Here is a 24,406-nt window from a genome sequence, read left to right as displayed (position 1 = left end):
CGTCGGTCGGCACAACGCCGCCCGGCCCGCATCGCTTTCGGCCGATGGCCCGGCGGCCACGCGCCGCCCCATCGCATTCCGGGTGACCGGCGCCGCCAAGCCCGACATCTTGCACAACGCGCCGGGGTCCGGCGCCTGCGAAAGACTTCCGTCATTGCCGTGGCATGGCCGCGCGCCCCAATCTGCGACCGAAGGGCATAACGGGGGCGGACATCCCCCCGACCTTTAGCTCGTCTATGTCCTGGCCTGCCTCGTGCTGCTGGTCACGCCGGGGCCGAACGGGTTGCCCTGCATCAATCACTCCGTCCGTTTCGGCCCGGGCCGAACCTTCCGGACCTCGCTGGGCAGCGGGGCGGGCGTCCTTTTGATGATCGCGGCGTCTATGGAGGGCCTCGGCGCCATTCCGCTCGCCTCCGAGGCGCTGTTTTCACTGGTGAAATGTCTGGGTGCGGCGGATGAGCGCGTGGCTGGCGCGGAACGGAAAAGCGTTCAATCGCGCGACAGCCTGCATGTTCGTCGGGATTGCCGGTATGGCCCTGACCTCCGAACGCGCGAGATGACATGGGACGGCCCGGGGTTTTCGCGTCGATCCGGCCGATCCGCGCGGCAGCGATCTCGACGGATCGGCGGGACCGGGCCGCCGATGGCGGCTGCGCAGCTATTCGGCGGGACCGAACCTCAAGACCCCCGCAACCCGCGGACCGCCCTCGCTATCCGAGGGGTGGGAGACGCCGTCCATGACCACGACTTCGGGGAAATCGAACGGGCTGACCCCGTCGAGACATGCGACGTTGATTCCGAACTGGCTCGGGTTCGAGCGGCGCCGGTGGTGGGTGTAGATCCCGCAGGTCTTGCAGAAATAGTGCTTCGCCGCCTTGGTATTGAACTGATAAAGCGTCAGATTTCCCTCGCCTTTGACGAATTCGATATCCGCGAGATTCGCCGACACCGCGATGGCGCCCCGCATCCGGCAATACGAGCATGAACAGCGCCGGATCGTGTCGAACCCGTCCGTCAGCCGGACCTTGAACTGCACCGAGCCGCAATGGCAGGCCGCATCGTGCTGGTGTCGCGGGTCGTTCATCGGTGGTCGCCTCCTTGCCTGACCGCGAGGCTAGGCACCCGGCCCTCCCGCGGCAATAGGCCTTCGCGCCGATCCGGCCAGTGGCCGCGACACCGCACGCGGCGCAGCATCGCGCCAGGGCTAGCGCGGACTGTCCATGACGAGGAGCAGCAGCGCGTCCCCGTCGAGCGCCTCGTAGCAATGCGCGACATCGCCGGAATAGCGGTAGTAATCGCCCGGAAAGATCTCCGCCGCATTCTCGGGCGGCCCCAGCCTCACCCTGCCGCGGCACAGGAAGGCATGCTCCACGGTCCCGCGCGGATGCGGGTCCGAGCGGCGCACCGAACCCGGTTTCAGCAGGACCCGGTAAAGGTCGCGCCGCCGGTCGGGGGGGGATTTGTCCAGCAGCACCGTCTCGAAAGCCGACTGGCCCGAGCCAAGGCTGACACCCTCCCTCGCCCGGATCAGCGCGCCGTGCGACGATGCGCTCTCGAAGAGCGAGCTGAACGGAACGCCGAGGGCGTTGGCGATGGCCCAGAGGGTCTCGACATTCGGATTGCCCTTGCCGGCCTCAAGTTGCGACAGGGTGGATTTGGCCAGCCCCGCCCGCGCGGCAAGGGCCGAGAGGGTAAGCTGGGCCTGCTCCCTCTCACGGCGGATGGCGGCGGCGATGATGGTGTTCGGCGACATTCGTTCATTATAGCACCACAAGGTTCGATTTGACGAACGGTTTTGTTTCGTTCATCATATCGAACGATGTTCGACAAGGTGACCCCCATGACCGATGAACCCCAAACGCCCGCCGCCCGGGAATTCCGCCGCGGCCTGCGCGACATCACCCCGCTGTCGGTCGGCGTCGCCGTCTACGGCCTCGCCTTCGGGCTGCTGGCGGCGGGCCAGGGGATGGGCGCGCCCCTCACCGGCCTCATGGGGGCGCTGGTCTTCGCCGGTTCGGCACAGATCGTCGCGGTGGAGCGGCTGGCATCGGGGGCGGGCGCCCTGCTGGCGGTGGTCGCGGGGCTGGCGCTGAACCTGCGCCTTCTGCTGATGACGGCCGCGCTGCGCGGCGAATTCGGCGGGCGGCCGCTCTGGCAGGTCATGCTGGGCACGCATCTGACCTCGGACGAGAACTGGGTGCTGATGCATGCCACCCGCAATGGCGGAGGGCGCGCCGGATACTGGTATCTCGTCGGCGGCGGCACGAGCCTGATCGCGGTCTGGGTGGCCTCGACGGCCCTGGGGGCCGGTTTCGCCCGCTCCCTGCCCGATCTGGCGGCGCGCGGCATGGATTTCGCCTTCACCGCCGCGTTCATCCTGCTGCTCACCAGCCTCTGGCAGGGGCGGCAAAGCCTGCCGCCCTGGGCGATTTCGGCCACGATCGCGGCGGGCTGCGCTGTGCTTTTGCCGCTCGACCCGTCCTGGGGCCTGATCGCGGGCGCCATGGCGGGGGCGGGGGTTGCCGGGATGCGCCGCCATGGCTGAGCATCTGGTCGTCATCGCCGGGCTGGCGCTCGGCACCTTCGCGATCCGTTTCGGGGGCTATCTGCTGGGCGCGCGCATCCCCTCCGGCGGCCCCTGGGGGCGCGGGTTGCAGGCCTTGCCGGGCTGCCTGATCGCGGCCCTGCTGGCGGTGATCCTGATCCAGTCGGGCCCCGCCGAAAGGGTGGCGGCGGCGGTGGCGCTGGCCGTCGCGCTGGTGTCGCGCAGCCTGCCGCTGACCATGATCGCCGGGGTCGGCTCGGTCTGGCTGCTGCGCGGCCTCGTCTGAGTCGCATGGGCGCGACCCGCCCCCCGTGGCAAGGGGGCCCGGCAGCGAAGTCGAAGGCCCGAGCCTGTCGCCCGGCAAAGCCCCGCCCTTCCCTTTCCCGCCGTCCCGCCCCATATCTGGCCCCGACGAAGCCCTGAAAGGACCCCGATGGACGGCGATCTCTACGGCCGCGCGCTTTACCTCGTCCTGCTTCTGGCGGCGGTGGGGGGCTGGGTAATCGTGGAATACCGCGCCCGCCTCGGCACCGCGCTGCGCACCGCCGCCGCCTGGGGGCTGATCTTCCTGGGGGTGATCGCGGGCTACGGCATGTGGAACGACATCCGCCGCGACGTCTCGCCCCCGCGGATGATGGCCAGCGAATCCACGGTCGAGCTGCGCCGCGCGGCGGACGGGCATTTCTACGCCGATCTCATGCTCGACGGCACGCCGGTCCTGTTCATGGTCGACACCGGCGCGACCAATATGGTGCTGAGCCGCCGGGACGCGCAAAGGCTGGGGCTGGACCCGGACGGCCTGGCCTATCTCGGCTCGGCCCAGACCGCGAACGGCACCGTCCGCACCGCCCGCGTCGGCCTGGACGAGGTGGTGCTGGGCCCCTTCCTCGACACCGGGCTTGCCGCCTATGTGAACGATGGCGAGATGGAGGGATCGCTTCTGGGCATGGACTACCTGCGCCGCTTCTCGATCAGGATCGAGAGCGACCGGATGATCCTGAGCCGCTGAGACGGGCTTCGCCCCCGCCCGCGCGCACCCGGGTTGCGGGCGGCAGGGTGCGCATGGGATCACCCTGTGCGACGCGGCGGGGCGAGATGTCCCCCCCCCTTCCGCGCGCGCTGCAGGTCGCTTTCTGAAACGCTGTTCCGCGCCCGCCGTTGCCCCCCCGCGCGCGTTGCGGGACCTGCCCGGCCGACCCGGGACCTGCCCGATCTCGCACGACCAAGCCCGCCTGCGCCCTGCCCTGCGGAGCCCTGCACCCGGCCCCGCCCCCCGACCCGACCCCCTGGCCCGATCAGGCCAGCGGACCACCTCTGCACGCCCCGGACCGGCCTACGGACCGGAAACCTGCCCCGGAAGCCTGCCAAGGCCCGTTCCGGGGCCATCGGGCCCGACGCCCCGGCACGGAGCCGACCCCAGGCCCCGCCCCCAAGCGGCGGCGCCCGGGAAATCCGCGGCTAGGACCCCGATTGCGCCTTCTTCTCCCACCGGCCGCTGGCGTCGGACCAGAATTCGGCCACCAGCCCCGCCGCGCAGACCGCGCGCCATTCGGCCCTCGCCGCCTCAAGCTGCGCGGGGTCGCGCGCCTCGAACAACAGCCACACCCGCTCCATCCGCCGCGACTCGTCGGGATCGACCTGCGCGCCGCCCAGAAGCAGCACCGCCCTGGGATCGTTCGCCGGGGTCGGCGTCGCCATCGGGGCACCGGAAGCCGCGCCCGCGCCGATCAGCACCGGCTGCCGCGCGTCATGCGGCCCGCCCTCGACCCCATGGGGCAGGAAGCCGTTCGCAGGCGAAAGCCAGAGCCGTTCGTCCAGCAGCGCAAGCGCCGCGCGGTCGGGCCCGCGCAGGCTGACCGGCCAGCCCTGCGCCAGCGCGCCCTCCAGCAGCGGGCGCACCGCATCCTCCAGCGCGGTCTGGCCAAGCTGGTAGAATTTCACCGCCCCCATCGGACGCCCCCCTTTCCGGCGCCCTTCCCCGCGCCCGTCCCGGTAATCCTCGCCGCGCCCCTCATCCCCGCTCGAACCTGTCGCGGATCAGCCGGTCAAGCGACAGCACCCCCCAGCCGGTGGCGCCCTTCGGCCCATGCGCGGTATCGGCCTTCACATAGGCCGTGCCCGCGATGTCCAGATGGATCCAGGGCATGCCGGTCCGGACGAAGCGTTGCAGGAACTGCGCCGCGGTGATCGAGCCCGCCTCGCGCCCGCAGGAATTCACCATGTCGGCGATGCGGCTCTTGAGCTTGGCGTCATAGCCCGGGCCAAGCGGCAGCCGCCATGCGCCCTCGCCCTCGGCCTCGGCGGCCTTGAGGAAGGCATTGCACAGCGCGTCGTCGTTGGAGAACACCCCGGCATTGTCATGGCCGAGCGCGACGATCACCGCGCCGGTCAGCGTGGCGAGGTCGATCACCCCTTTCGGCTCGAACCGCTCCTGCGCATACCAGAGCACGTCGGCCAGCACGAGCCGCCCCTCGGCATCGGTGTTGATGACCTCGATCGTGTCGCCCTTCATCGAGCGCACCACATCGCCCGGGCGCTGCGCCCGCCCGTCGGGCATGTTCTCGACCAGACCCACCAACCCCACGACATTGACCCGGGCCTTGCGCAAAGCCAGCGCGCGCATGACGCCCGCCACGGTGGCGGCGCCGCCCATGTCCATGGTCATCTCCTCCATCCCCGCCGCGGGCTTGATCGAGATGCCGCCGGTGTCGAAACAGACCCCCTTGCCCACCAAGGCCAGCGGCGATTCGCCCGCCGGGCCGCCGCGCCACTGGATCACCACCACCTTCGACGGGCTCTCGGACCCCTGGCCCACGCCAAGCAGCGCGCGCATGCCCAGCCGGGCCAGGTCGGGCTCTTCCAGGATCTCGACCTCAAGCCCCAGTTCCTGCATCGCGGCAAGGCGGGCGGCGAATTCGTCGGTGGTCAGCACATTGGCGGGCTCGGACACCAGGTCCCGGGCGAAGAACACGCCCTCGGCCAAGGCGGCCAGCGGACCGGCCTCGGCCGCGACGGCCTCGGGGGAGGCGACCATCACCACCGCCGGGCCGCGCGGCTTGGCCGGGGCCGAGCGGTAGACCTCGAATTCATAGGCCCGCAGCGCAAGGCCGAAGGCGATCTGGCTGGCGCGGGGATGGGTCTCGGCCAGGACGGTCAGCGCCGCGCCGCCATGGCCCCGGGCGATGGTGGACCCGGCCTTGCGCGCCGCCGCCTGGTCGGCGCGGCGCGGCAGGCGCAGGATCTGCACCGCCTCGGCCACCAGCCCCGCCGGAAAGGCAAGCTCCAGCGCCTCGCCCGGCTTGAGGGCGGCGAAGGCCTCGGAGCCGGTCGCGCGCGAGATCGCCCCCCGCGTGGCCCGGTCGAGCCTGCGCGCGGCAGGCGAAAGCGCGGCCCCCGCATCGGCGAAAAGCGCGATCCGGCCGGGAGTTTCGGCCAGCGCGCCCGGATCGGTTTCGCGGAACTGGATTTCAAGCGGCTGCGGCATCTGGGATGATCCTTGCGTGGTTCTTCGGCTGGGCGCGGGTCGGGCCATGCGCACCGGAACGACCCCCCGAAGGGCCCGGATGACCCCCGGGACCCCCGGGGACCCTCGGCGCGGAAGGCTAGCCCCCGGCGCGCCGATTGGCCAGATATGAGTTTTACCCCATTGCGAAATCCGCTAGGGTCCCGGCCAGATCTGGTAGAGGCCCTGTGCGCGTGTCGAGATTCGACCGATATATGCTGTCGCAACTGCTTGCGCTGTTCGGCTTTTTCAGCCTCGTTCTGGTGGCGGTCTACTGGGTCAACCGGGCGGTCGGCCTGTTCGACCAGTTGATCGGCGACGGACAGACCGCGCTTGTCTTCGTAGAATTCTCGCTCTTGACGCTGCCCAATGTGATCCGGCTGGTGCTGCCGATCTCGGCCTTCGCGGCCTGCCTTTACGCCGTGAACCGGCTGATGCAGGAATCGGAACTGGTGGTGATGCAGGCCACCGGCTTTTCCGCCTTCCGCCTGGCCCGTCCGGTGGTGTTCTTCGGATTCTGCGTCTGCGTCATGCAGCTTCTGTTGACCAATCTCCTCGTCCCGATGAGCCAGACCCGCCTTGCCGAACGCTCGGCCGAGATCAGCGAGAACATCACCGCGCGCTTCCTGAACGAGGGGCGCTTCATGCATCCCGCCAGCGGCGTCACGCTCTATATCCGCCAGATCAGCCCCTTGGGCGAGTTGAACGACCTTTTCCTGTCGGACGAGCGCAGCCCCCAGACCGCGACCGTCTATACCGCGCGCCAGGCGCTGATCGTGCGCGGCGAGGCGGCGCCGCGCCTCGTCATGCTCGACGGCATGGCCCAGACCATGAGCCGCGACGGCAGGCGCCGGATCTCGGTCACCCGTTTCGCCGATTTCACCCTGGATCTGGGGGCGATCATCGGAACCTCTGCCGGACGGCTGCAAAGCCTGCGCGAGCTTGCCACGCCCGAATTGCTGCGCGCCTCGGCCGAGACCGCCGAGCGCACCGGCGCCTCGCGCGCGGCGCTGCTGGAAGAGGGGCATTCGCGCCTGGCCGGGCCGCTGCTGGGGCTGGCGGCGCCGCTTCTGGGCTTTGCGGCGATGATGCTGGGCGGGTTTTCGCGCTTCGGGCTGTGGCGGCAGATGGGGGGGGCGGTGCTGCTGATCATCGCGCTGCAGATGCTCAACACCTCGGCCTCGGGCGCGGCGCTGCGCTCTGAAAACGGCTGGCCCGCGCTTTACGCCGCGCCCCTGTTCGGCGTGCTGGCGGCGGGGGGGCTTTTGTGGATCGCACAGCGCCCCCGGCGGCTGCGGCGCGCGGCGGTCCCGGCATGACGCTTTCGCTTTACATCGCGCGCCGCTTCCTGGGCAGCGTCGGCATGGTCTTCCTGATCTTCTTCGGGATCCTGCTGCTGATCGACATGATCGAGCAGTTGCGCCGCTTTTCCGATGCCGGGGTCTCGATGGGCACGACCTTGCAGCTTGCGCTGATGAACGTGCCCGAGACGCTCTACCGCATCCTGCCGCTGATCTTCGTCATCGGCTCGGTCGCGCTGTTCCTGGCGCTGGCGCGGTCGTCGGAGTTGGTGGTGGTGCGCGCGGCGGGGCGTTCGGGGCTGCGCTTCCTGGCGACGCCGGTCTTCGTGTCGCTGGTGGTCGGGCTGCTGGCGGTGGCGGTGCTGAACCCGATCGTCGCCGCCACCTCGAAGGCCTATGAGGATCTGCGCGCGGGCCTGTCGGCGGGCGGGCAATCGGTGCTTTCGGTGTCGGATTCGGGGCTGTGGCTGCGCCAGGGCGGCGATTACGGCCAGACCGTGATCGAGGCCGCCCGCGCCAATCTGGACGGGACCGAGCTTTACGACGTGACCTTCCTGACCTTCGGCCCCGACGGCATTCCCGCCAGCCGCTACCACGCCGCGCGCGCCCGGCTCAGCCCCGGGGCCTGGGTGGTCGAGGGGGCCAAGTTCTGGGACCTGACCGCCGCCAATCCCGAACTGGTCTCGACCGACCTGCCGGGCGAGACCCGCCTGCCCTCGGACCTGACGCCCGAGCGGATCCGCGACAGTTTCGGCACCCCTTCCGCCGTGCCGGTCTGGGACCTGCCCGACCATATCGAGGGGCTGGAGCGCGCCGGATTTTCCGCCCGCGCCTATCGGCTGTGGTTCCAGATGGAACTGGCGCAACCGCTGCTTCTGACCGCGATGGTGCTGGTCGCGGCGGGCTTCACCATGCGGCATGCGCGGTTCGGCAAGACCGGGATGCGGGTGCTCTATGCGATCCTCAGCGGATTTGCCCTGTTCTTCCTGCGCAACTTCGCGCAAGCCTTGGGCGAGTCGGGACAGATCCCCATCGCGCTTGCGGCCTGGAGCCCGCCCGTCGCGGCGGTGATGCTGGCGCTTGGCCTGTTGTTGCATCTGGAGGACGGTTGATGGGCCCCGTGACGCTCCCGGGCCGCATCCTGCGCATCCTTGCGCTTTGCGCGGCGCTGCTGGCGCCCGCCGGCGGCCTGCGCGCGCAGGAAAGCGCCACGCTGGTCTCGGACCGGATCGAGGTCACCGGCGACAGCCGCCTGATCGCCAGCGGCAAGGTCGAGGTGCTTTACAAGGGCACGCGGCTTTCCGCGAGCCGCATCACCTACGACCGCGCCACCGAACGCCTTGAGATCGAGGGCCCGATCACCCTGGTCGAGGCCGGGGGCGACAGCGTGATCCTCGCCTCGGCCGCCGATCTGCGCTCGGACCTGTCCGAGGGCATCCTGACCAGCGCGCGGCTGGTCCTGAACCAGCAGCTCCAGATGGCCGCGAGCCGCCTCGCCCGGGTCGAGGGGCGCTATACCGCGATGGACCGCGTCGTCGCCTCGTCCTGCCGGGTCTGCGCCGCCAGTCCCACCCCGCTGTGGGAGATCCGCGCCACCCGCGTCGTCCATGACGAGGTGGCGCGCCAGATCTATTTCGACCATGCCCAGTTCCGCATCTCGGGCGTGCCGGTCTTCTACATCCCGCGCCTGCGCATGCCCGATCCCACGCTCGACCGCGCGCAGGGCTTCCTGCCCGCGCGGCTGCGCACCACCTCGGACCTGGGGACGGGGCTGAAGATCCCCTATTTCATCCCGCTCGGCGCCTCGCGCGATCTGACGCTGGCGCCCTATCTGACCACGACCGGCGCCACCACGCTTGAGATGCGCTACCGCCAGGCCTTCCGCACCGGCACCATCGAATTCAACGGCGCGATCAGCCGCGACAACCTGACCGACGACAGCCTGCGCGGCTATCTCTTCGGCAGGGGCGCCTTCGATCTGCCGGACGACTACCGCCTGACCTTCGGCATCCAGGCCGCGTCGGACAATGCCTATCTGCTGGACTACGGCTATTCCGATCTCGACCGGCTCGACAGCCGGGCCGAGATCAGCCGGGTGCGCCGCAACGGCTTTCTCTCGGCCCGGCTGGTGGCCTTCCAGTCGCTGCGCGACGAGGACGACAACGACACCCTGCCCTCGCTGGTCGCGGATGTGACCTTCCACCGGCGCTTCTCGCTGGGCCCCCTGGGGGGCGAGGGCGGGCTGAGGATCCAGACCCACAACCATTACCGCACCTCGGACGATCCCCTCGACGGGCCCGATCCCGACACGATCGCCGACGGGCGCGACATGGGCCGGGTCTCGGCCCGGATCGACTGGCGCCGCAGCCTGATCCTGCCCGGCGGGATCGAGGCCACCGCGCTTGGCGAGGCTCAGCTCGACGCCTATTCCATCCGCCAGGATGCGATCTACGGCGGCAATTACGGGCGCGGCCATGCGGCGGCGGGGATCGAATTGCGCTGGCCCTGGGTGCGCGCGGGCGGCGGCAGCGGCGGCGCGACCACCGGCGCGACCCATGTGATCGAGCCGGTGGCGCAACTGATCTGGGCCAACCGCCACGGCGACGCGATCCCGGACGAGGATTCGACCCTGGTCGAGTTCGACGAGGGCAATCTCTTCTCGCTCGGCCGCTTTCCCGGCGCGGATGCGGTGGAAGAGGGCTACCGCGCCAATCTGGGCGTGACCTGGACCCGTTTCGACCCCGAGGGCTGGAACCTGGGCCTGACCCTGGGCCGGGTGATGCGGGCGCGCGACGAAGGGCAGTTCGGCCCGGCATCGGGGCTGGGGGGGCGAAGCTCGGACTGGCTGGCGGCGGTGAACCTCGACTGGGAAAGCGGCGTGCAGACGACGGGGCGGGTGCTCTTCGACAATGATTTCGAGATCACAAAGGCCGAATTGCGCTTCGATTTCGTCGACGAGATCTTCTCGCTCTCGGGCTCGGCGCTCTGGGTGATCGCCGATCCCGCCGAGAACCGCCCCGATCCGACGCGCGAATTGCGGCTCGACACCGGCTGGCAGGTCACCCCGGCGATGAAGGCGAAATTCCGCGGCAGCTACGATTTCGAATCCCATCGCGGCACGCTGGCGGGGATGGGGGTGGAATTCCGCAACGACTGCGTGTCGGTAGATCTTTCCCTCTCGCGCCGGTTCACTTCCTCGACTAGTGTGTCGCCGACCACCGATTTCGGCCTTTCGGTCGATCTGATCGGCTTTGGCAGCAGCAAGGCGGCGGGGCCGACGGGGAGATGCTTCTAGGAGATCTTCCCGGGCGGAACACCCGGCAGAGATCGGGACAGGGATCGGGGCCGGACCGGGCGGACAGCCCGCAAGGGCCAGGGAACCGGACAGGCGATGCAATCGGACGGACGATGAAACAGGCGGAATTTCGGTCGAGACTTGAAGCGGCATCGGGGCGGCGCGCAAGCGCGGGCGGCCTGGTGCGAGGCTGCGCGCTTGGCGCGGCGGTGGCGGCGGGGCTGGGCCTTGGCGGCCGACCGGCCGACCTGGCCCCGGGCCTTGCTGCAGGCGCCCTCTTTCCCCCGGCGCAGGCGCAGAACCTTTTCGCCCCCAGCCTTTACGTCAACGATCAGGTCATCACCCGGTTCGAGGTGATCCAGCGCGCGCTTTTCCTGCAGGTGCTGCGCCAGCCCGGCAACCCCGAGGAAGAGGCGCTGAAATCGCTGGTGAACGAGCGGCTTCAACGCAGCGAGGCCACCCGGCTGGGCATCCGGCTGAGCGAGGCCGAGGTCGTGCAGGGGATGGAGGAATTCGCCGCGCGCGCCAGCCTTTCGGCCGAGGAACTGGTGGCCGAATTGCAAAAGGTCGGCATTGCCGCCGAAACCTTCCGCGATTTCGTCTCTTCGGGCCTGCTCTGGCGCCATGCGGTGCGCGCGCGCTACCTCGGCCAGGTCACCGCGACCGAGGCCGAGGTCGACCGCCTCCAGCAATCCCTTGCCCGTCCGCGCGCGCTGAAGGTGCAGCTTTCCGAACTGGTGATCCCGATGGAGCCCGGCAACGAGGATGCCGCCGTCGCGCTTGCCACCCGCCTTTCGGCCCAGATCGGCAGCGAGGCCGCCTTCGCCGCCGCCGCCCGCAACCATTCCGCCGCGCCAAGCGCCGCCTCGGGCGGGCGGGTCACCGGCTGGCTGCCCCTGTCGGAACTGCCCGGTTCCATCGCCGCCCAGATCGTCGCGCTTGGCGAGGGCCAGGCCTCGGCCCCGGTGGTGGTGCCAAATGCGGTGGTGCTGTTCCTGCTGCGCGAGATCGCCCAGGACGAAACCGCCGCCCCGGTGCGCGTCACGCTGGACTGGGCCGATTACCTGATCCCCGCCGATCCCGAGGCGGCGGCGGCGGAAATCGCCCGCGTGCGGACGGGGACCGACACCTGCACCGACCTTTACGCGCTGAACGCGGGCCGGGGCGACAGCCTGCTGAGCATCCACAGCCAGCCCCTGGCCCAGGTGCCGCAGGATGTGGCCCTGGAGCTTGCCAGGCTCGACCCCGGCGAGTTTTCGACCGCGCTGACCCGCGACGGCTGGCGGCGCCTGGTGATGCTGTGCGGGCGCAAGGCCGAGATGGAGCCCGAACCGACCCGCGACCAGTTGCGCGAGCAGGTGATCAACCAGAAGATCGAAGGGCTGGCGGGCGGCTATCTTGAGGAATTGCGCGCCGCCGCCTTCATCCGCGAACCGTGAGCGGGCGCGAACCGTGAGCGGGCCTGGTAAAGGCGCAGGCGCGGAGGCGGGCGAGTTTCGGGGCCTGCCGCCCCTGGTGCTGACCTGCGGCGACCCATCGGGCATCGGGCCCGAGATCGCGGTGAAGGCGCGCGCGCGGCTTGGGGCCGAACTGCCGTTCTTCTGGCTGGGCGATCCGCGCCATCTGCCCCCGGACACCCCTCACGCCGAGATCGCCACGCCCGCCGAGGCCGCGCGCGTCGCGCCCGACCTTCTGCCGGTGCTGCGCCACGACTTCGCCGCCACCGCCCCGCCCGGCCGCCCCGATCCCGCCAATGCGCAGGGCGTGGTCGATGCGATCGCCCGCGCCGTCGATCTGGTCCAGGGCGGCCAGGCGCTCGGCCTCGTCACCGCGCCGATCAACAAGAAGGCGCTGAAGGACGGGGCGGGCTTCGGCTTTCCCGGCCATACCGAATATCTCGCAGCCCTTGCGGGGGTCGGGCGGGTGGTGATGATGCTGGCCTGCCCGGGGCTGCGGGTGGTGCCCGCGACGATCCACATCCCGCTCTCCGAAGTGCCCGGCGCGCTGACGGCGGAACTGCTGGAAGAGACGATCCGCATCACCCGCGACGGGCTGATCCGCGATTTCGGCGTCGAGGCGCCAAGGATCGCGGTGGCCGGGCTGAACCCCCATGCCGGCGAAGGCGGCGCCATGGGCCATGAGGACGAGCGGATGATCCGCCCCCTGCTCGCGCGGCTGCGGGCCATGGGCATGGACCTGCGCGGCCCCCTGCCCGCCGATACCATGTTTCACGCCGCCGCCCGGGCAGGCTATGACGCGGCGGTCTGCGCCTATCACGACCAGGCGCTGATCCCGATCAAGACCATCGACTTCGCGGGCGGGGTCAATGTGACGCTGGGCTTGCCCTTCGTGCGTACCTCGCCCGATCACGGCACGGCCTATGACATCGCCGGGAAGGGGATCGCCGATCCCGCCTCGCTTCTGGCGGCGCTGCGGATGGCGCGGCAGATGGGCGCGGCGCGGCGGATGTGAAGCCCTTTCCGGGGGCATGTCTCAGGCAAAGAAAGGACCGGCCTTGGCGACGATCGACGGCCTGCCGCCCCTGCGCGAGGTGATCCGGGCGCATGATCTGGTGGCGAAGAAGCAGTTGGGGCAGAACTTCCTGCTCGACCTGAACCTGACCGCGAAGATCGCGCGCTCTGCGGGGGATCTGTCGGGCGCGGATGTGCTTGAGGTCGGCCCCGGCCCCGGCGGGCTGACGCGCGGCCTGCTGGCCGAGGGCGCGCGCCATGTGGTGGCGGTCGAGAAGGATCCCCGCGCCCTGCCCGCACTGGCCCAGATCGCGCAGGCCTGCCCCGGTCGGCTGACGGTGCTGCAGGGCGATGCGCTGGAACTGGACGTGTCGGCCCATCTGACCCCGCCGGTGAAGGTGGTGGCGAACCTGCCCTATAACGTGGGGACCGAGCTCTTGATCCGCTGGCTGACCCCCGGCACCTGGCCGCCCTTCTGGCAGAGCCTGACGCTGATGTTCCAGAAGGAAGTGGCCGAGCGCATCGTGGCGCAGCCGCGCGGGGACCATTACGGCCGCCTCGCGCTTCTGGCGCAATGGCGGTGCGAGCCGCGGATCGTCATGCATCTTCCGCCCGAGGCCTTCACCCCCGCGCCCAAGGTGCATTCGGCGGTGGTCCACCTGACCCGGCTGGAGGCGCCGCGCTATCCCGCGCCCGAGAAGATCCTCGGCCGGATCACCGCCATGGCCTTCAACCAGCGCCGCAAGATGCTGCGCTCCTCGCTCAAGGCGCTCGGGCGGGATATCGAGGCGCGGCTGGAGCGCGTCGGCATTCCCCCCACCGCCCGGGCCGAGGAGATCGGGCTTGAGGCCTTCTGCGCCCTGGCGAGAAGTTTCGAATAGGCCCCGCCGCCGCGCCCGGACCGTCCCGGGCCGGGGCGCGGACCCCATAGTTCGGACCCCAGAGTTCGGACCCCAGAGCTCGGACCCCGGGGACGCTCGGACCGGATCCTGCGCCGGGGGCCCCAAAGGGAGAAGAACCAGGCCCCTGGAAGCGGAACAAGCGTCGGCTCGACGCCGAAGCCTCGAAATCAGGACTTAGCAGGCTGCTGAAAAAGAATTTTGGGGCGGTCTTGAAGCGAAAATCTTCCCGACAAGGTAGAAAATTGGACCGAAAACGGCCTGTTTTGGCGCGCTATCGGTCGAATTTCCTGTTTTCTGACGCAAGCTGCGGTTGCACATGACTTTTTCAGCAGCCTGTCAGGCCGGGGTTCGGGCCGTGGGGTCGGACCATGGGAAATCGAACCCGGGGCTCCATCCCCGCGACAGGGCGGGAGCGGGAGAACGGGCGGACTCGAAATCAGAACTTAGGACGGGGATGTGAGCCGTGGGGGGGGCGGGCCAGAGGAGGGGAACTCGCGCCCCTCGCGAGAGGGCCATGGCCGGAGAGTGGGCGGCCTCGAAATCAGGACTGCGAACGAGGATGTGAGCCGTGGGGGCAGGCCTGAGAAGGAGAACTCGCGCCTCGCGACACCGGAGAACGGGCCATTCGTTGCCCACGACTTGGCACTTCGCCTGAGAGCCGGGGAACCGAGACCGGGACCAAAGGCTTGGAGCGCGGGCCCGAAGCAGAGGCTTTGCCAGCGGACCAGCACCGTGGGCGCCCATGAAGCGACCGACTGTCGCTGAGGCCAATGCCCTCCCGAGTTTGAGCAGCCCGAGGTTCGAACAGAGGGATGGAATGGGGCAGGTCCCGGTTCAAACACCGCCACCGGCCGCAGGCCCCCCCAGCCCGGGATTTGAGCTCCAATCGGAGGTTGGAACGCGAACCGCCGGAACGATAAAAGGGCGGCTGGGCCGCCCCTTTTGATGCTCCAACCTCGGGATCCTTCCTGGCCCAGCCTTGGGATTGTCCCGCGCCGTGCCCTCGCCTGCGGTGGCTTCCGGTCTCCGGTCTTGGCCGAACTCGCAGACCTGCCCGCAGGGGGGGCCTTTGCGCGGAGACGACCATCCGGGCGCATTGGCCGGAACCGCCGAGGCGAATGCGACCGTCCCGCCCCTGCGTTCCGGCCCCCCTGCCCGCAGCGTTAGCGCAAAGGCGTTTACTCCGAACCGTCCGAGCCCGCGACGGTCACCACCGGATCGGCGGCGGCTTTCTCGCGCGGTTTGCGCGGTGCGCGGGGACGGCGGGGCTTGGCTTCGGGCTCCCCGGCTGCTTCGCCAGCAGCACCCCCGGCGGCTTCGCCAGCGGCAGGCGCAGGCTCGGACGCGGCCGGGGCTTCGGCGGCGAAAAGATCCGCCTTGGCCTTCGCGGCCTTCGGCTCGGCCCGGGAGGCGGCCCTGGGCGCACGACCCTCGGCACGCGGCTCTGGCCCCGACTCGGGCCCCGGCTCGGAGCCGGGCAGGCCGGTGATGAAGCTGGGCAGATCGGCGGCGCTCTCGCCGCCGTCGGCGCTCACCGCCTCGGGGCGGGGGCCCGGAGCGGGGGTCTGAGCCGCCTCGGCACCGCCCTCGCGGCGGCGGTCGTCTCGGTCGCGGCGGAAATTCTGGCGGTCGCGACGATCGTTGCGGCGCTCGGGGCCGCGCTCGGCACGGGGGGCTTCGGGCAGTTCGACCAGGCCCGCATCCTCGTTGCCGAAGTCGATCACATCGGCGGGGGTCTCGCCGGGTTGCTCGCCGGTTCCGGGCGGGCGCGGGTCCTGGCGCTCGAAACCGCGATCACCGCGCTCACGCGAGTCGTTGCGCTCGGCCCGGTCCCGGTTGAGGTTGTCGCGGTTCGCGTCGCGACCGGCATTGTCGCGATTGCCGTTCTGGTTGCCATTCTGGCCGCCACCGTTCTGCTGCCCCTGGCGCGCCTCATGCTCGGCGGCAAGCTCGCGCTGCGCCTCGGCCAGCATGCGGGTGTAATGCTCGGCATGCTGAAGGAAATTCTCGGCCGCCACACGGTCGTTCGAGAGCTGCGCGTCGCGGGCGAGCGTCTGGTATTTCTCGATGATCTGCTGCGGCGTGCCGCGGACCTTGCCCTCGGGGCCCGAGGAGTCGAACACACGGTTGACGATATTGCCGAGAGAGCGCGGGCGGTTCTGATTGGAACGCGAGCGTTTCTTGGAAGAGCGCATCTTTGCCTATGATCCTGGGATCTCGATGCCCCGCCTCGTGCCGCTGGTGTCGCGGCCGGAACAATCGGGGGGCGTGATCGGGTTCTTGCGGGGGATGGGGGGCCGAATGCGCCGCGCCCTCCGCATGGGGTTGCTAAACCATGGCAGGCGCGCGCTGGCAAGCGGTTTTTGCCGCCCCTGCCGCGGATTTCGCGGGTTTTCCGCCGCCTCCGGGGCACATTCCCCGGCCATTCCGTAGAAATGGGGGCTGGGGCGGCGAAATCAAGGCCTGGCCGCGGCCTTGCGCGGGTTTCAACCCGGCCGCCTGCCGCCGACCACCCGGTCGCGCCCGTCCAGATCGGGCAGTACCCGGATCCCGCCCAGCCCCGCCGCCGCCAGAAGCGCGGCCACGCCGGCGCCCTGGGTCGGGCCGATCTCGAACAGCGCCCGGCCGCCGGGGGCCAGCAGGTCGCAAAGCCCGGCGGTGATCGCGCGATAGGCGTCCAGCCCGTCGCCGCCCGGGGTCAGGGCCAGGGCGGGATCCCAGCCGCGCACCTCGGGCGCAAGGCCCCCCATCTCGGCGGCGGCGATATAGGGCGGGTTCGAGACCACGAGGTCGAAGCGCCCGCTCTCCTCCGCCAGCCCCGCCGCCCAGCCCGGCGCGCTCCAGTCGGCCGCGCGGAACGCGGCCCGCTCGCCCAGGCCGAGCGCGCGGGCATTCCCCCGCGCCACGTCGAGCGCGGCGGCGGAAAGATCCGCGCCAAGGCCCGAGGCCCCCGCCCTGTCACGCAGGCAGGAGAGCAGGATGCAGCCCGATCCGGTGCCGAGGTCGAGAAGGCGGGAGAAAGGCTCGCGCAGCGCCTCGGCCACCAGGATCTCGGTCTCGGGGCGGGGGTCGAGCACCTCCTCGGTGACGCGGAATTCAAGCCCCCAGAACAGCCGCCGCCCGAGGATCTTCGAGACCGGCTTGCGCGCCAGCCGGGCCGCGACGGCGGCGCCGAAAGCGCGGGCCTGCCCCTCGGTCAGCGGATCGCCGACATGCAGGCTCAGCCGCTCCGGCCCCAGGGCCATGGCATGGGCCAGCAGCGCGCGGGCATCGCGGGCGGGATCCTCGATCCCGGCGGCCCGCAAAAGCGCGACGGCGCGAGCCAACGCAGTTTTCACGGGACGGCCCGCATCGAAACCGGGGTCGGCGGGGGAAATGCGGTCGGGGGGGGCGAGGTCGGAGAGCCGGGCTGCGAGGTTCGGACTGCCGGGGTTCGGATCGCCGGGCTGCGACGGGTCGGAAGCGCAGGCGCCCGGGCCCGACGGGCCGGTGGCCGGATCGACGTGACGGGAAGGGTCGAGGATCGGCAGGCCCGGCCCCTGACGATCAGGTCCCGGAAGGTCGGAACCGGCGTGGCCGGGGCCCGGGTGGCCCGGCCTCGCACAATCGGGAGCGGAGTCGCCGGAAGCCGGATGGACCAGACCGGAGGAATGGGGGGGCGGCTGGTCGGGCCCCGGATAAGCGGCCCCCCGCTCCGGCGGCAAGCTCACGCCTCCATCTCCGCCAGCCGCGCCGCCTGGTCATGGGCGGTCAGCGCGTCGATGATCTCGTCCAGACCGCCAGCCATCACCTGCGCCAGCGCGTAAAGCGTCAGGTTGATGCGGTGATCGGTCATGCGGCCCTGGGGGAAATTATAGGTGCGGATGCGTTCGGACCTGTCGCCCGAGCCGACCTGGGCCTTGCGCTCGGCGGCGCGGGCATGGTCGAGCCGGTCGCGCTCCATCTCGAAAAGCCGCGCGCGCAGCACCGCCATGGCATTGGCGCGGTTCTGGTGCTGGGACTTTTCCGACGAGGTGACGACCAGCCCGGTCGGCAGATGGGTGATCCGCACCGCCGAATCGGTGGTGTTCACATGCTGGCCACCCGCCCCCGAGGACCGCATCGTGTCGATGCGCAGGTCCCCGGCGGGGATGTCGATATCGACCTCCTCGGCCTCCGGCAGCACCGCCACGGTCGCGGCCGAGGTGTGGATGCGCCCGCCCGCCTCGGTCTCGGGGACGCGCTGCACGCGATGGACGCCGGATTCGTATTTCAGCCGCGCATAGACCCCCTCGCCCGAGATGCGGGCGGTGAATTCGCGGATACCGCCCAGATCGGAAAGCTGCTCCTCCAGCACCTCGAAGCGCCAGCCCCGGGCTTCGGCATGGCGCTGATACATCCGCGCCAGATCGGCGGCGAAGAGGCTGGCCTCCTCGCCCCCGGTGCCGGGGCGGATCTCAAGGATCGCGGGGCGGGCGTCGGCGGCGTCCTTGGGCAGAAGCGCCAGCCGCAGCGCATGTTCCATATCCGGCAGCGCGGCCTTCAACCGGGCGATCTCTTCCTCGGCCAGCGCCTTCATCTCGGGATCGGCGCGCATCGCCCCGGCCTCGTCCAGATCGGAAAGCGCGCGGCGATAGGCCTCGATCCGCTCGGCCAGCGGCTTCAGCTCGGCATATTCGCGCGACAGCGCGGCGATTTCCGAGGCGCCGGGGCCCGCGTTCAGCCGCGCCTCGACAAAGCCGAAACGCTGGGTGATCTGGGCGAGTTTTTCCAAGGGGACCATGGCGCGGGTTTGGCAAGGGCAGGGCGCGGGGTCAAGCCCCCTCGCCCTGCCCTTCCGCCCCGGGCAGATCCGCCCGCCCCTGATCCACCCGTCCCGAATCCTCTGGCGCCAGATCCGCGCGCAGCCGCGACAGCAGCCGCTGCCGCACCGGGCCCAGATAGCGGTCGGACCATTCCATCCTGCGGCCCTTGCGGTCGACGACCACCGCGCCTTCGGGCAGCGAAAGCAGCACCTCGGCCTTGACCTCTTCCCCCGGCAGCGTGATCGCGACCAGCCCCTCGCGCCGCGCCCGGACCCAGGGCAGCGCGCCATAAGCCCGGCCGAACCACAGCCAGGGGAACATGAATTCGGTCGGGAACTTGACCGCCAGCCCGCGCGGCACCGCCCGCATCACCGGCTGGGCGACCCAGCTTATGAAGCGCTCGTCGGCGCGCAGCGGCTTGATGCCGAAGCCGGGATGGCGTGCCATCTCCTGCCAGAACCGCTCGGCGACGAAGCCGCAATGCGCCGGATGCCAGACCACGACCGAGGAATTGCCGCGCGCATAGCGCCTGCCGCCGCTGAGTCGGCAGACGAGCCGGGCGAGGGCCCCGAAGGGCAGGATCGCGCTTTGCAGAAGCGCGATCTCCTGCGGGGCGCGGCAGGCCGAAAGCAGGCGCGACAGATCGCCCATCACCACGGTGTCGAGATCGACGAAGATCGCGGGCAGATCCGCGGGCAGCACGCGCCGGTCGAACATCGCGAGCTTTGCCTGGCAGCCGCCCCGGATCAGCTCGGGCGCCAGATATTCGGGCGGAAAGGCGCGGGCCTCGACCATCGGGGCCAGCCCCTCGCGCGGGCGGTCGGTTATCAGGACCACCCGGGCGGGCGGATGGGCGCCCGCCCGCGCGGCGCGGATCTGGGCGTTGATCTCGGCGGGGCCGTATTTCGTGCCCCAGCAGATCAGCACCAACTGCCATTCCCCGTCCATGCCCTTCGCGCTCATGCCGCGCCGCGCCGCGTCTTCGCCCAGTGGTAAAGGCACAGGATCTCATGCGCGACATGGGCACCCGCGATCGCGGTGGCGCCGGTGGTGTCGTAGGGGGGCGAGACCTCGACCACATCGCCGCCGACCAGGTCGATCCCGGCCAGGTCGCGCAGGATCGCCGCCGCCTGCCAGCTTGCCAGCCCGCCCCAGACCGGCGTGCCGGTGCCGGGGGCGAAGGCCGGGTCCAGCGCGTCGATGTCGAAGGTCAGATAGGTGGGATGGTCGCCCACGATCTGCCGCGCCCGCGCCGCGACATGGGCCGGGCCCTTCTCATGCAGCTCTCGCGCGTCGATCACGTTCATGCCGAGGTAATCCTCGGTCACGGTGCGGATGCCGATCTGGACCGAGCGCCGCGGATCGACATAGCCCTGCCGCACCGCCTTGAACATCATCGTGCCGTGGTCGATGCGGCCCATGTCGTCATCGGGCCAGAGGTCGGAATGGGCGTCGAACTGGATCACCGAGAGGGGGCCGTGTTTCTCGGCATGGGCCCGCAGGATCGGCAGGGTGATATAGTGATCGCCCCCCAGCACCAGCGTCCCCGCCCCGGCGGCAAGGATGCCCCTGATATGGTCGGTCAGCGCCTGCGGGAAATCGGCGACCCGGGCGTAATCGAAGGCCAGATCGCCGTAATCGACGATGTCGAGGTCCTCCAGCGGGCTGGTCGGCCAGCCGAAGGGCGGATCATAGGGCTGAAGGCTCGACGCCTCGCGGATCGCGCGGGGGCCGAAGCGGGCACCGGCGCGATGGGTCACCGCCTGGTCGAAGGCCACGCCCGTCACCGCCAGATCGACGCCGGTCAGGTCCTTGGTATAGCGGCGGCGCAGAAAGGAGGTGGCGCCGCCGAAGGCGTTCTCATAGGCAAGGCCGCGCAGGCTCTTGCGGGTGAAGGCGGTGTCCACCTCGGTCTTGGCATCCTCAAGGGCCATGGGATCTTCCGTGCGAAAGGGCGCGATGTCGTTCTTGCGGGGACCCGGGGCTGGCATTGCCTGTGCCGGACAACCGGCCCGGGCGCGCCGGTCCCCTGCCCCGGATCATGGCGTCGGAGACGTATGGACCGGGACCGGAACGGCCTGGCAGCCTCCGCCCCGATCTATCAAACGCCACGCGGCCGGGGTGAGGTCAATACACCCGCTGGCTTGCGCGGGCAACGGTGAATCCGTGCCCCTGCCGGTTCGTGCAGGTCATGCCGCTGCGCTCCGATATGCAGGTGACCCCGCCCAGGGAAATCGACTGGCCATATCCCAGGACGATGGCATTGCCGTTGTAGACGGCATCGCCCACGCAGATCGGCCTGCCCTTGCCCCCACCCTCGCGCACCGCGAAATAAGCCCCCCAATCGGCATCGCAATCGGCGGGTGCCTGCGGGAAGGACATCGTCAACTCCCGCAAGTCGCAGCGCGCATATCCGCCCAGATCGTCCGACACGATCTCGCAGGAGATGTTCCCCGTAGGCGAGCGGAAGCTGATATATTCCGCCAGAGCGGGCGAGGCGATACCGACCCCCACCCCGGCAATGATGGCCAGAAGAACCCTGCTACGCTCCATGGCTGTGTCCTCTCATTGAGGAAGGCGTGAAAAGAGGAAACCGATGCAACCAGCGACCGGGGCGACCTGCGCAGGCTCTCACAGCCGGACCGGCGGCGTCAACGGAAACCGGTCAGCCGCGCGGAGGCTGGGCGCGCTCGACCAGGCGGGCGAAGAAGCTCGCCCCAAGGGGCGCGGCCTCGTCGTTGAAGTCGAAGGCCGGGTGGTGCAGCCCCGCCCCCGGCCCGGTGCCGAGGAACAGATAGGCGCCCGGCCGCGCCTCCAGCATGTAGGAAAAATCCTCGCTGCCCATCTCGCGCGGCGCATCGGCCACCACCGCCCCGGGCCCCGAGATCTCGGCCGCGACCGAGGCCGCGAAGGCGGTCTCGGCCTCGTCGTTGATGGTGGCGGGATAGCCCCATTCGTAATCCACCTCGGCCGCGACCCCGAAGGCGGCGGCGGTGCCCGCGACGATCTCGTGGATGCGCCGCTTCAGAAGCGCGCGCAGGTCGGGCTTGAAGCAGCGGATGGTGGCGGCGAAAGTGCCGTCCTCGGGGATGATGTTGCTGGCCGATCCGGTGTGGATCATGGTGACCGAGACCACCGCCTCGTCCAGGGCCCTGACATTGCGCGCCACGATGGTCTGGATCGCCTGCACCATGGCGACGATGGCGACCACCGGATCGGTGCATTCATGCGGCGTCGCGCCATGGCCGCCCTTGCCGGTGACCCGGACCGAGGCGGTGTCGACCGAGGCCATGATCGGCCCCGGCGTGGTCTGGAAATGGCCAAGCGGCACATTGGGCGCATTGTGGATGCCGAAAACGCGCGAGATGGCGAAGCGGTCCATGATGCCCTCGCGCACCATGGCCTCGCCGCCGCCGCCCTCTTCCTCGGCCGGCTGGAAGATCAGCGCCACCCGGCCCGAGAAGTTGCGCGTCTCTGCCAGATAGCGCGCGGCGCCCAGAAGCATGGTCACATGGCCGTCGTGGCCGCAGGCATGCATCAGGCCCGGGCGCGTGCTGGCATGCTCTGCCCCCGTGGTCTCGGTGATCGCCAGCGCGTCCATGTCGGCCCGCAGCCCGATCACCGGCCCCTCTCCCTGCCCGTCGATCAGCGCCACGATCCCGGTGCTGGCGATGCCCTCGTGGATCTCGTCCACGCCGATCTCGCGCAGGCGCGCGGCGATGAAGGCGGCGGTCTCATGGCAGTCGAACGAGAGTTCGGGATAGCGGTGCAGATGTCGGCGCCAGGCCTTCATGTCTTCGGCAAAGGCGGCGATCCGGTTGAGGGCGGGCATGGCGGGCTTCCTTGCGAGCGGGCGCGCGCGCCCCTGGGTCCAGCTTTCGTCAAAGCCGAAAATCCGCCGCTTCGCAATGACCCTTCGCCGGAGGGGCGGGGTCGGGGCGGCCGGTCTTGACGCTGTGGCCATGGCGGGCGGCATGGGCGGAAATCTGGGGGCGGAAATCTGGGAACGGTGATCTGGCGGTAAGGACACGGTGGCGGGGGGCGACGACGCGGTGAGCGGTGAGCAGTGAGCGGTGAGCGGTGAGCGGTGAGCGGTGAGCGGTGAATGATAATCCGGCGGTGGGATCCCGCAATGGATTTGCCCCCGCGTCCACGGTCGACCAATGCGCCTCGAAGCAGCGTCCAGGCGCACCCCGGGGCCGCCCCCTGCCCCGACCAAGACCGCGCCCGCCCGCATCCAGATGCGCTTTCGCCACGGCACCGCCAGGCCCTCGGACCGCCAGGCCCCTGAATCGCCCGGCCCCACAACCCCAGACCCCGCAACGCCAGACCAGGCGGGCCCAAAGGAAAAGCCCCGGAAAAATCCAGGGCTTTTCAAGGCAATGATGGTGGGCGATAACGGATTTGAACCGCTGACATCTTCGATGTGAACGAAGCGTGTGCGGCGCAAAATGCGATAATCTCAGCAAAGGAACGCTTTTTATGTGAGCCCTAATCGGCGTTTTCACCATCTGTTCGGGTTCTCGGCAGTTCAGTGAACCAAGGAACGCTTCGTTAGTCTACCGATGCCCCCGTTGCAGCCGAATTGGTCACGGTCGCCCACCAACCGCCGCCCGCACCGTCTCCAGCTTCTCATTCGCGCAAAGCCGCCCGGCCTTTTCGGCCGCTGCCGCCCGGGCAAACTGGCCTTCGGTGCCCGGCCTCGGGCCCGTCCAGCCCGGGCAGGGATCGAGGTCCAGGAGGGCGATGGCGGGGGCCTCAGGGCCACAGGCGGCCAGCAGCACCAGACAGATAATCGCTAAGCGGCGCATCGGCCCCCTCCCCTTGTGCAAGCTCGTGATCCATGGCCTGGGCTTCGGCGCGCAGGGCGGCCTGCCGCGCGTCCTGATCGCGGCGCATCCGCGCGGCCTCCTCATAGGCCGAGACCATGGCCTCGGCCGCCTCGGCGCGCGCCTGGGTCCGCTCCACGCGCCAGGTCTGCACGGCGGCGACGGCGGTGGCGATCAGGGCCAGTATGGCGACGGCGCGCGTCACAGCCAATCCTCGGAGACCACCCGGAAGCCGGGGCACAGCTTGTTCGCGAACTGGTTGTGGCCGGTGACCCGGGCGAGGTCCGTCTTGGCTCGGATGTCGCGGATCAGGGCCTTCACGCTGTCGCGCTGCGCGCGAGTATACCAGTCGTCGAACCGGCTGATCCGCAGAACATCCGTGATCGGCACCATACAGATATGCACCACGCCCTGGTTGCGCCCCGCCACGCCCGCGCCGATCACGGAAAGCGCCCGGCCGTTGGCCCAGGTGCCATCGGGGGCGACGACGAAGTGATAGCCGATGTCGCGCCATTTCAGGGGGGCGGCCATATGCCAGCGGCGGATTTCGTCCCGCATCTGCGCGGCCGTCTTGCCTTGCCACCAGCGCGCGGTGGTGGCCGAGGTGTGCAGGCAGACCTCGGTGATCGGATGGCCCGCCGCCCCCTGGGTCACGCGGGTCCGGGGCTCGGACGGCGGCGATTGACGATTGCGGCTCAGATCCATGATTTCACCCCCAGATAAATCAGCAGCACGATGGCGACGGCGACCCATGTCCGGGCCTCTTCCTTCAGCACG

General features: G+C 70.1%; 22 protein-coding genes. 9 read left to right on the top strand and 13 right to left on the bottom strand.

The genetic code is table 11. The annotated features are described in order from the left end of the window. Positions 1-658 precede the first annotated feature (658 nt). Together ABNX41_RS07715 and ABNX41_RS07710 are read right to left on the bottom strand one after the other, a co-directional pair. Entirely contained in the window at positions 659-1,084 is a 426-nt protein-coding gene (locus tag ABNX41_RS07715) for a GFA family protein (RefSeq protein ID WP_438669149.1), read from the bottom strand. A 120-nt stretch (positions 1,085-1,204) separates the two neighbouring features. After that, positions 1,205-1,753: a helix-turn-helix domain-containing protein gene (locus tag ABNX41_RS07710; protein WP_438669148.1), complete on the bottom strand. Its 549-nt coding sequence runs from the start codon at positions 1,751-1,753 to the stop codon at positions 1,205-1,207. 87 nt (positions 1,754-1,840) lie between these two features. Between ABNX41_RS07710 and ABNX41_RS07705 the strand changes: the two genes are divergently transcribed. The 3 genes from ABNX41_RS07705 (at position 1,841) to ABNX41_RS07695 (ending at position 3,554) form a co-directional block, all read left to right on the top strand. Next, positions 1,841-2,545, top strand: coding sequence for an AzlC family ABC transporter permease (locus ABNX41_RS07705; protein WP_438669147.1), 705 nt, complete (start codon positions 1,841-1,843; stop codon positions 2,543-2,545). Next, positions 2,538-2,831, top strand: coding sequence for an AzlD family protein (locus tag ABNX41_RS07700; RefSeq protein ID WP_438669146.1), 294 nt, complete (start codon positions 2,538-2,540; stop codon positions 2,829-2,831). The genes ABNX41_RS07705 and ABNX41_RS07700 overlap by 8 nt, the downstream gene beginning before the upstream one ends. Before the next feature lie 147 nt (positions 2,832-2,978). Next, positions 2,979-3,554: a retropepsin-like aspartic protease family protein gene (locus ABNX41_RS07695; protein WP_438669145.1), complete on the top strand. Its 576-nt coding sequence runs from the start codon at positions 2,979-2,981 to the stop codon at positions 3,552-3,554. 449 nt (positions 3,555-4,003) lie between these two features. Here the strand turns inward: ABNX41_RS07695 and ABNX41_RS07690 are convergent, their stop codons facing one another. Both ABNX41_RS07690 and ABNX41_RS07685 read right to left on the bottom strand, forming a co-directional pair. After that, the gene (locus tag ABNX41_RS07690) at positions 4,004-4,495 is read right to left on the bottom strand and encodes a DNA polymerase III subunit chi (protein WP_438669144.1); all 492 of its coding nucleotides are present in this window, start codon (positions 4,493-4,495) and stop codon (positions 4,004-4,006) included. A 61-nt stretch (positions 4,496-4,556) separates the two neighbouring features. After that, on the bottom strand, positions 4,557-6,029 hold the full coding sequence (locus tag ABNX41_RS07685; protein ID WP_438669143.1) for a leucyl aminopeptidase: 1,473 nt from the start codon (positions 6,027-6,029) through the stop codon (positions 4,557-4,559). A gap of 212 nt (positions 6,030-6,241) precedes the next feature. Between ABNX41_RS07685 and lptF the strand changes: the two genes are divergently transcribed. The 6 genes from lptF to rsmA all read left to right on the top strand — a co-directional run bounded on the left by lptF (position 6,242) and on the right by rsmA (position 13,995). Further along, positions 6,242-7,366, top strand: coding sequence for an LPS export ABC transporter permease LptF (gene lptF / locus ABNX41_RS07680; protein ID WP_438669142.1), 1,125 nt, complete (start codon positions 6,242-6,244; stop codon positions 7,364-7,366). Continuing rightward, the gene (lptG, locus tag ABNX41_RS07675; protein ID WP_438669141.1) at positions 7,363-8,460 is read left to right on the top strand and encodes an LPS export ABC transporter permease LptG; all 1,098 of its coding nucleotides are present in this window, start codon (positions 7,363-7,365) and stop codon (positions 8,458-8,460) included. Before lptF ends, lptG begins: the two co-directional genes overlap by 4 nt. Continuing rightward, positions 8,460-10,643, top strand: a complete 2,184-nt coding sequence (locus ABNX41_RS07670) for an LPS-assembly protein LptD (protein ID WP_438669140.1) — start codon at positions 8,460-8,462, stop codon at positions 10,641-10,643. The genes lptG and ABNX41_RS07670 overlap by 1 nt, the downstream gene beginning before the upstream one ends. A gap of 113 nt (positions 10,644-10,756) precedes the next feature. Further along, the gene (locus ABNX41_RS07665) at positions 10,757-12,082 is read left to right on the top strand and encodes a peptidylprolyl isomerase (RefSeq protein ID WP_438669139.1); all 1,326 of its coding nucleotides are present in this window, start codon (positions 10,757-10,759) and stop codon (positions 12,080-12,082) included. A 13-nt stretch (positions 12,083-12,095) separates the two neighbouring features. Next, positions 12,096-13,115: a 4-hydroxythreonine-4-phosphate dehydrogenase PdxA gene (gene pdxA, locus ABNX41_RS07660; RefSeq protein WP_438669138.1), complete on the top strand. Its 1,020-nt coding sequence runs from the start codon at positions 12,096-12,098 to the stop codon at positions 13,113-13,115. Between the two features lie 43 nt (positions 13,116-13,158). Further along, positions 13,159-13,995: a 16S rRNA (adenine(1518)-N(6)/adenine(1519)-N(6))-dimethyltransferase RsmA gene (gene rsmA, locus ABNX41_RS07655; RefSeq protein ID WP_438669137.1), complete on the top strand. Its 837-nt coding sequence runs from the start codon at positions 13,159-13,161 to the stop codon at positions 13,993-13,995. Positions 13,996-15,194: 1,199 nt separating this feature from the next. On the opposite strand, the gene ABNX41_RS07650 is transcribed toward rsmA, so the two are convergent. From ABNX41_RS07650 to ABNX41_RS07610, 9 genes are all read right to left on the bottom strand, one after another. Next, positions 15,195-16,211: a DUF4167 domain-containing protein gene (locus ABNX41_RS07650; RefSeq protein WP_438669136.1), complete on the bottom strand. Its 1,017-nt coding sequence runs from the start codon at positions 16,209-16,211 to the stop codon at positions 15,195-15,197. 291 nt (positions 16,212-16,502) lie between these two features. Further along, entirely contained in the window at positions 16,503-17,342 is an 840-nt protein-coding gene (gene prmC, locus ABNX41_RS07645; RefSeq protein WP_438669135.1) for a peptide chain release factor N(5)-glutamine methyltransferase, read from the bottom strand. Between the two features lie 380 nt (positions 17,343-17,722). Then, the gene (prfA, locus tag ABNX41_RS07640; RefSeq protein ID WP_438669134.1) at positions 17,723-18,778 is read right to left on the bottom strand and encodes a peptide chain release factor 1; all 1,056 of its coding nucleotides are present in this window, start codon (positions 18,776-18,778) and stop codon (positions 17,723-17,725) included. A gap of 31 nt (positions 18,779-18,809) precedes the next feature. Continuing rightward, positions 18,810-19,763 carry a hypothetical protein gene (locus ABNX41_RS07635; RefSeq protein WP_438669133.1) on the bottom strand — a complete coding sequence of 318 codons (954 nt, stop codon included), beginning with the start codon at positions 19,761-19,763 and terminating at the stop codon, positions 18,810-18,812. Beyond that, positions 19,760-20,734 (bottom strand): agmatinase, encoded by a 975-nt coding sequence (gene speB / locus ABNX41_RS07630; protein WP_438669132.1) that lies wholly within the window; start codon positions 20,732-20,734, stop codon positions 19,760-19,762. Before speB ends, ABNX41_RS07635 begins: the two co-directional genes overlap by 4 nt. A gap of 193 nt (positions 20,735-20,927) precedes the next feature. Further along, positions 20,928-21,353 carry a DUF6636 domain-containing protein gene (locus ABNX41_RS07625; protein WP_438669131.1) on the bottom strand — a complete coding sequence of 142 codons (426 nt, stop codon included), beginning with the start codon at positions 21,351-21,353 and terminating at the stop codon, positions 20,928-20,930. A gap of 112 nt (positions 21,354-21,465) precedes the next feature. Next, the gene (locus ABNX41_RS07620; protein ID WP_438669130.1) at positions 21,466-22,632 is read right to left on the bottom strand and encodes a M20 aminoacylase family protein; all 1,167 of its coding nucleotides are present in this window, start codon (positions 22,630-22,632) and stop codon (positions 21,466-21,468) included. Between the two features lie 926 nt (positions 22,633-23,558). Beyond that, complete coding sequence (locus tag ABNX41_RS07615; RefSeq protein ID WP_438669129.1) at positions 23,559-23,834, bottom strand: hypothetical protein; 276 nt, start codon at positions 23,832-23,834, stop codon at positions 23,559-23,561. Beyond that, positions 23,831-24,334 carry an N-acetylmuramoyl-L-alanine amidase gene (locus ABNX41_RS07610; protein ID WP_438669128.1) on the bottom strand — a complete coding sequence of 168 codons (504 nt, stop codon included), beginning with the start codon at positions 24,332-24,334 and terminating at the stop codon, positions 23,831-23,833. The genes ABNX41_RS07615 and ABNX41_RS07610 overlap by 4 nt, the downstream gene beginning before the upstream one ends. Positions 24,335-24,406 lie beyond the last annotated feature (72 nt).

The sequence above is a fragment of the Pseudogemmobacter sonorensis genome (assembly GCF_042762395.1).
Lineage (GTDB): Bacteria > Pseudomonadota > Alphaproteobacteria > Rhodobacterales > Rhodobacteraceae > Pseudogemmobacter > Pseudogemmobacter sonorensis.
This window is presented reverse-complemented; position numbering and strand designations above follow the sequence as displayed.

What these genes read in the sequence shown, in the direction of transcription:
- ABNX41_RS07715 (WP_438669149.1), bottom strand. Translation starts at nt 1,084, where the DNA reads ATGAACGACCCGCGACACCAGCACGATGCGGCCTGCCATTGCGGCTCG.
- ABNX41_RS07710 (WP_438669148.1), bottom strand. Translation starts at nt 1,753, where the DNA reads ATGTCGCCGAACACCATCATCGCCGCCGCCATCCGCCGTGAGAGGGAG.
- ABNX41_RS07705 (WP_438669147.1), top strand. Translation starts at nt 1,841, where the DNA reads ATGACCGATGAACCCCAAACGCCCGCCGCCCGGGAATTCCGCCGCGGC.
- ABNX41_RS07700 (WP_438669146.1), top strand. Translation starts at nt 2,538, where the DNA reads ATGGCTGAGCATCTGGTCGTCATCGCCGGGCTGGCGCTCGGCACCTTC.
- ABNX41_RS07695 (WP_438669145.1), top strand. Translation starts at nt 2,979, where the DNA reads ATGGACGGCGATCTCTACGGCCGCGCGCTTTACCTCGTCCTGCTTCTG.
- ABNX41_RS07690 (WP_438669144.1), bottom strand. Translation starts at nt 4,495, where the DNA reads ATGGGGGCGGTGAAATTCTACCAGCTTGGCCAGACCGCGCTGGAGGAT.
- ABNX41_RS07685 (WP_438669143.1), bottom strand. Translation starts at nt 6,029, where the DNA reads ATGCCGCAGCCGCTTGAAATCCAGTTCCGCGAAACCGATCCGGGCGCG.
- lptG (WP_438669141.1), top strand. Translation starts at nt 7,363, where the DNA reads ATGACGCTTTCGCTTTACATCGCGCGCCGCTTCCTGGGCAGCGTCGGC.
- ABNX41_RS07670 (WP_438669140.1), top strand. Translation starts at nt 8,460, where the DNA reads ATGGGCCCCGTGACGCTCCCGGGCCGCATCCTGCGCATCCTTGCGCTT.
- ABNX41_RS07665 (WP_438669139.1), top strand. Translation starts at nt 10,757, where the DNA reads ATGAAACAGGCGGAATTTCGGTCGAGACTTGAAGCGGCATCGGGGCGG.
- ABNX41_RS07650 (WP_438669136.1), bottom strand. Translation starts at nt 16,211, where the DNA reads ATGCGCTCTTCCAAGAAACGCTCGCGTTCCAATCAGAACCGCCCGCGC.
- prfA (WP_438669134.1), bottom strand. Translation starts at nt 18,778, where the DNA reads ATGGTCCCCTTGGAAAAACTCGCCCAGATCACCCAGCGTTTCGGCTTT.
- ABNX41_RS07635 (WP_438669133.1), bottom strand. Translation starts at nt 19,763, where the DNA reads ATGAGCGCGAAGGGCATGGACGGGGAATGGCAGTTGGTGCTGATCTGC.
- speB (WP_438669132.1), bottom strand. Translation starts at nt 20,734, where the DNA reads ATGGCCCTTGAGGATGCCAAGACCGAGGTGGACACCGCCTTCACCCGC.
- ABNX41_RS07625 (WP_438669131.1), bottom strand. Translation starts at nt 21,353, where the DNA reads ATGGAGCGTAGCAGGGTTCTTCTGGCCATCATTGCCGGGGTGGGGGTC.
- ABNX41_RS07620 (WP_438669130.1), bottom strand. Translation starts at nt 22,632, where the DNA reads ATGCCCGCCCTCAACCGGATCGCCGCCTTTGCCGAAGACATGAAGGCC.
- ABNX41_RS07610 (WP_438669128.1), bottom strand. Translation starts at nt 24,334, where the DNA reads ATGGATCTGAGCCGCAATCGTCAATCGCCGCCGTCCGAGCCCCGGACC.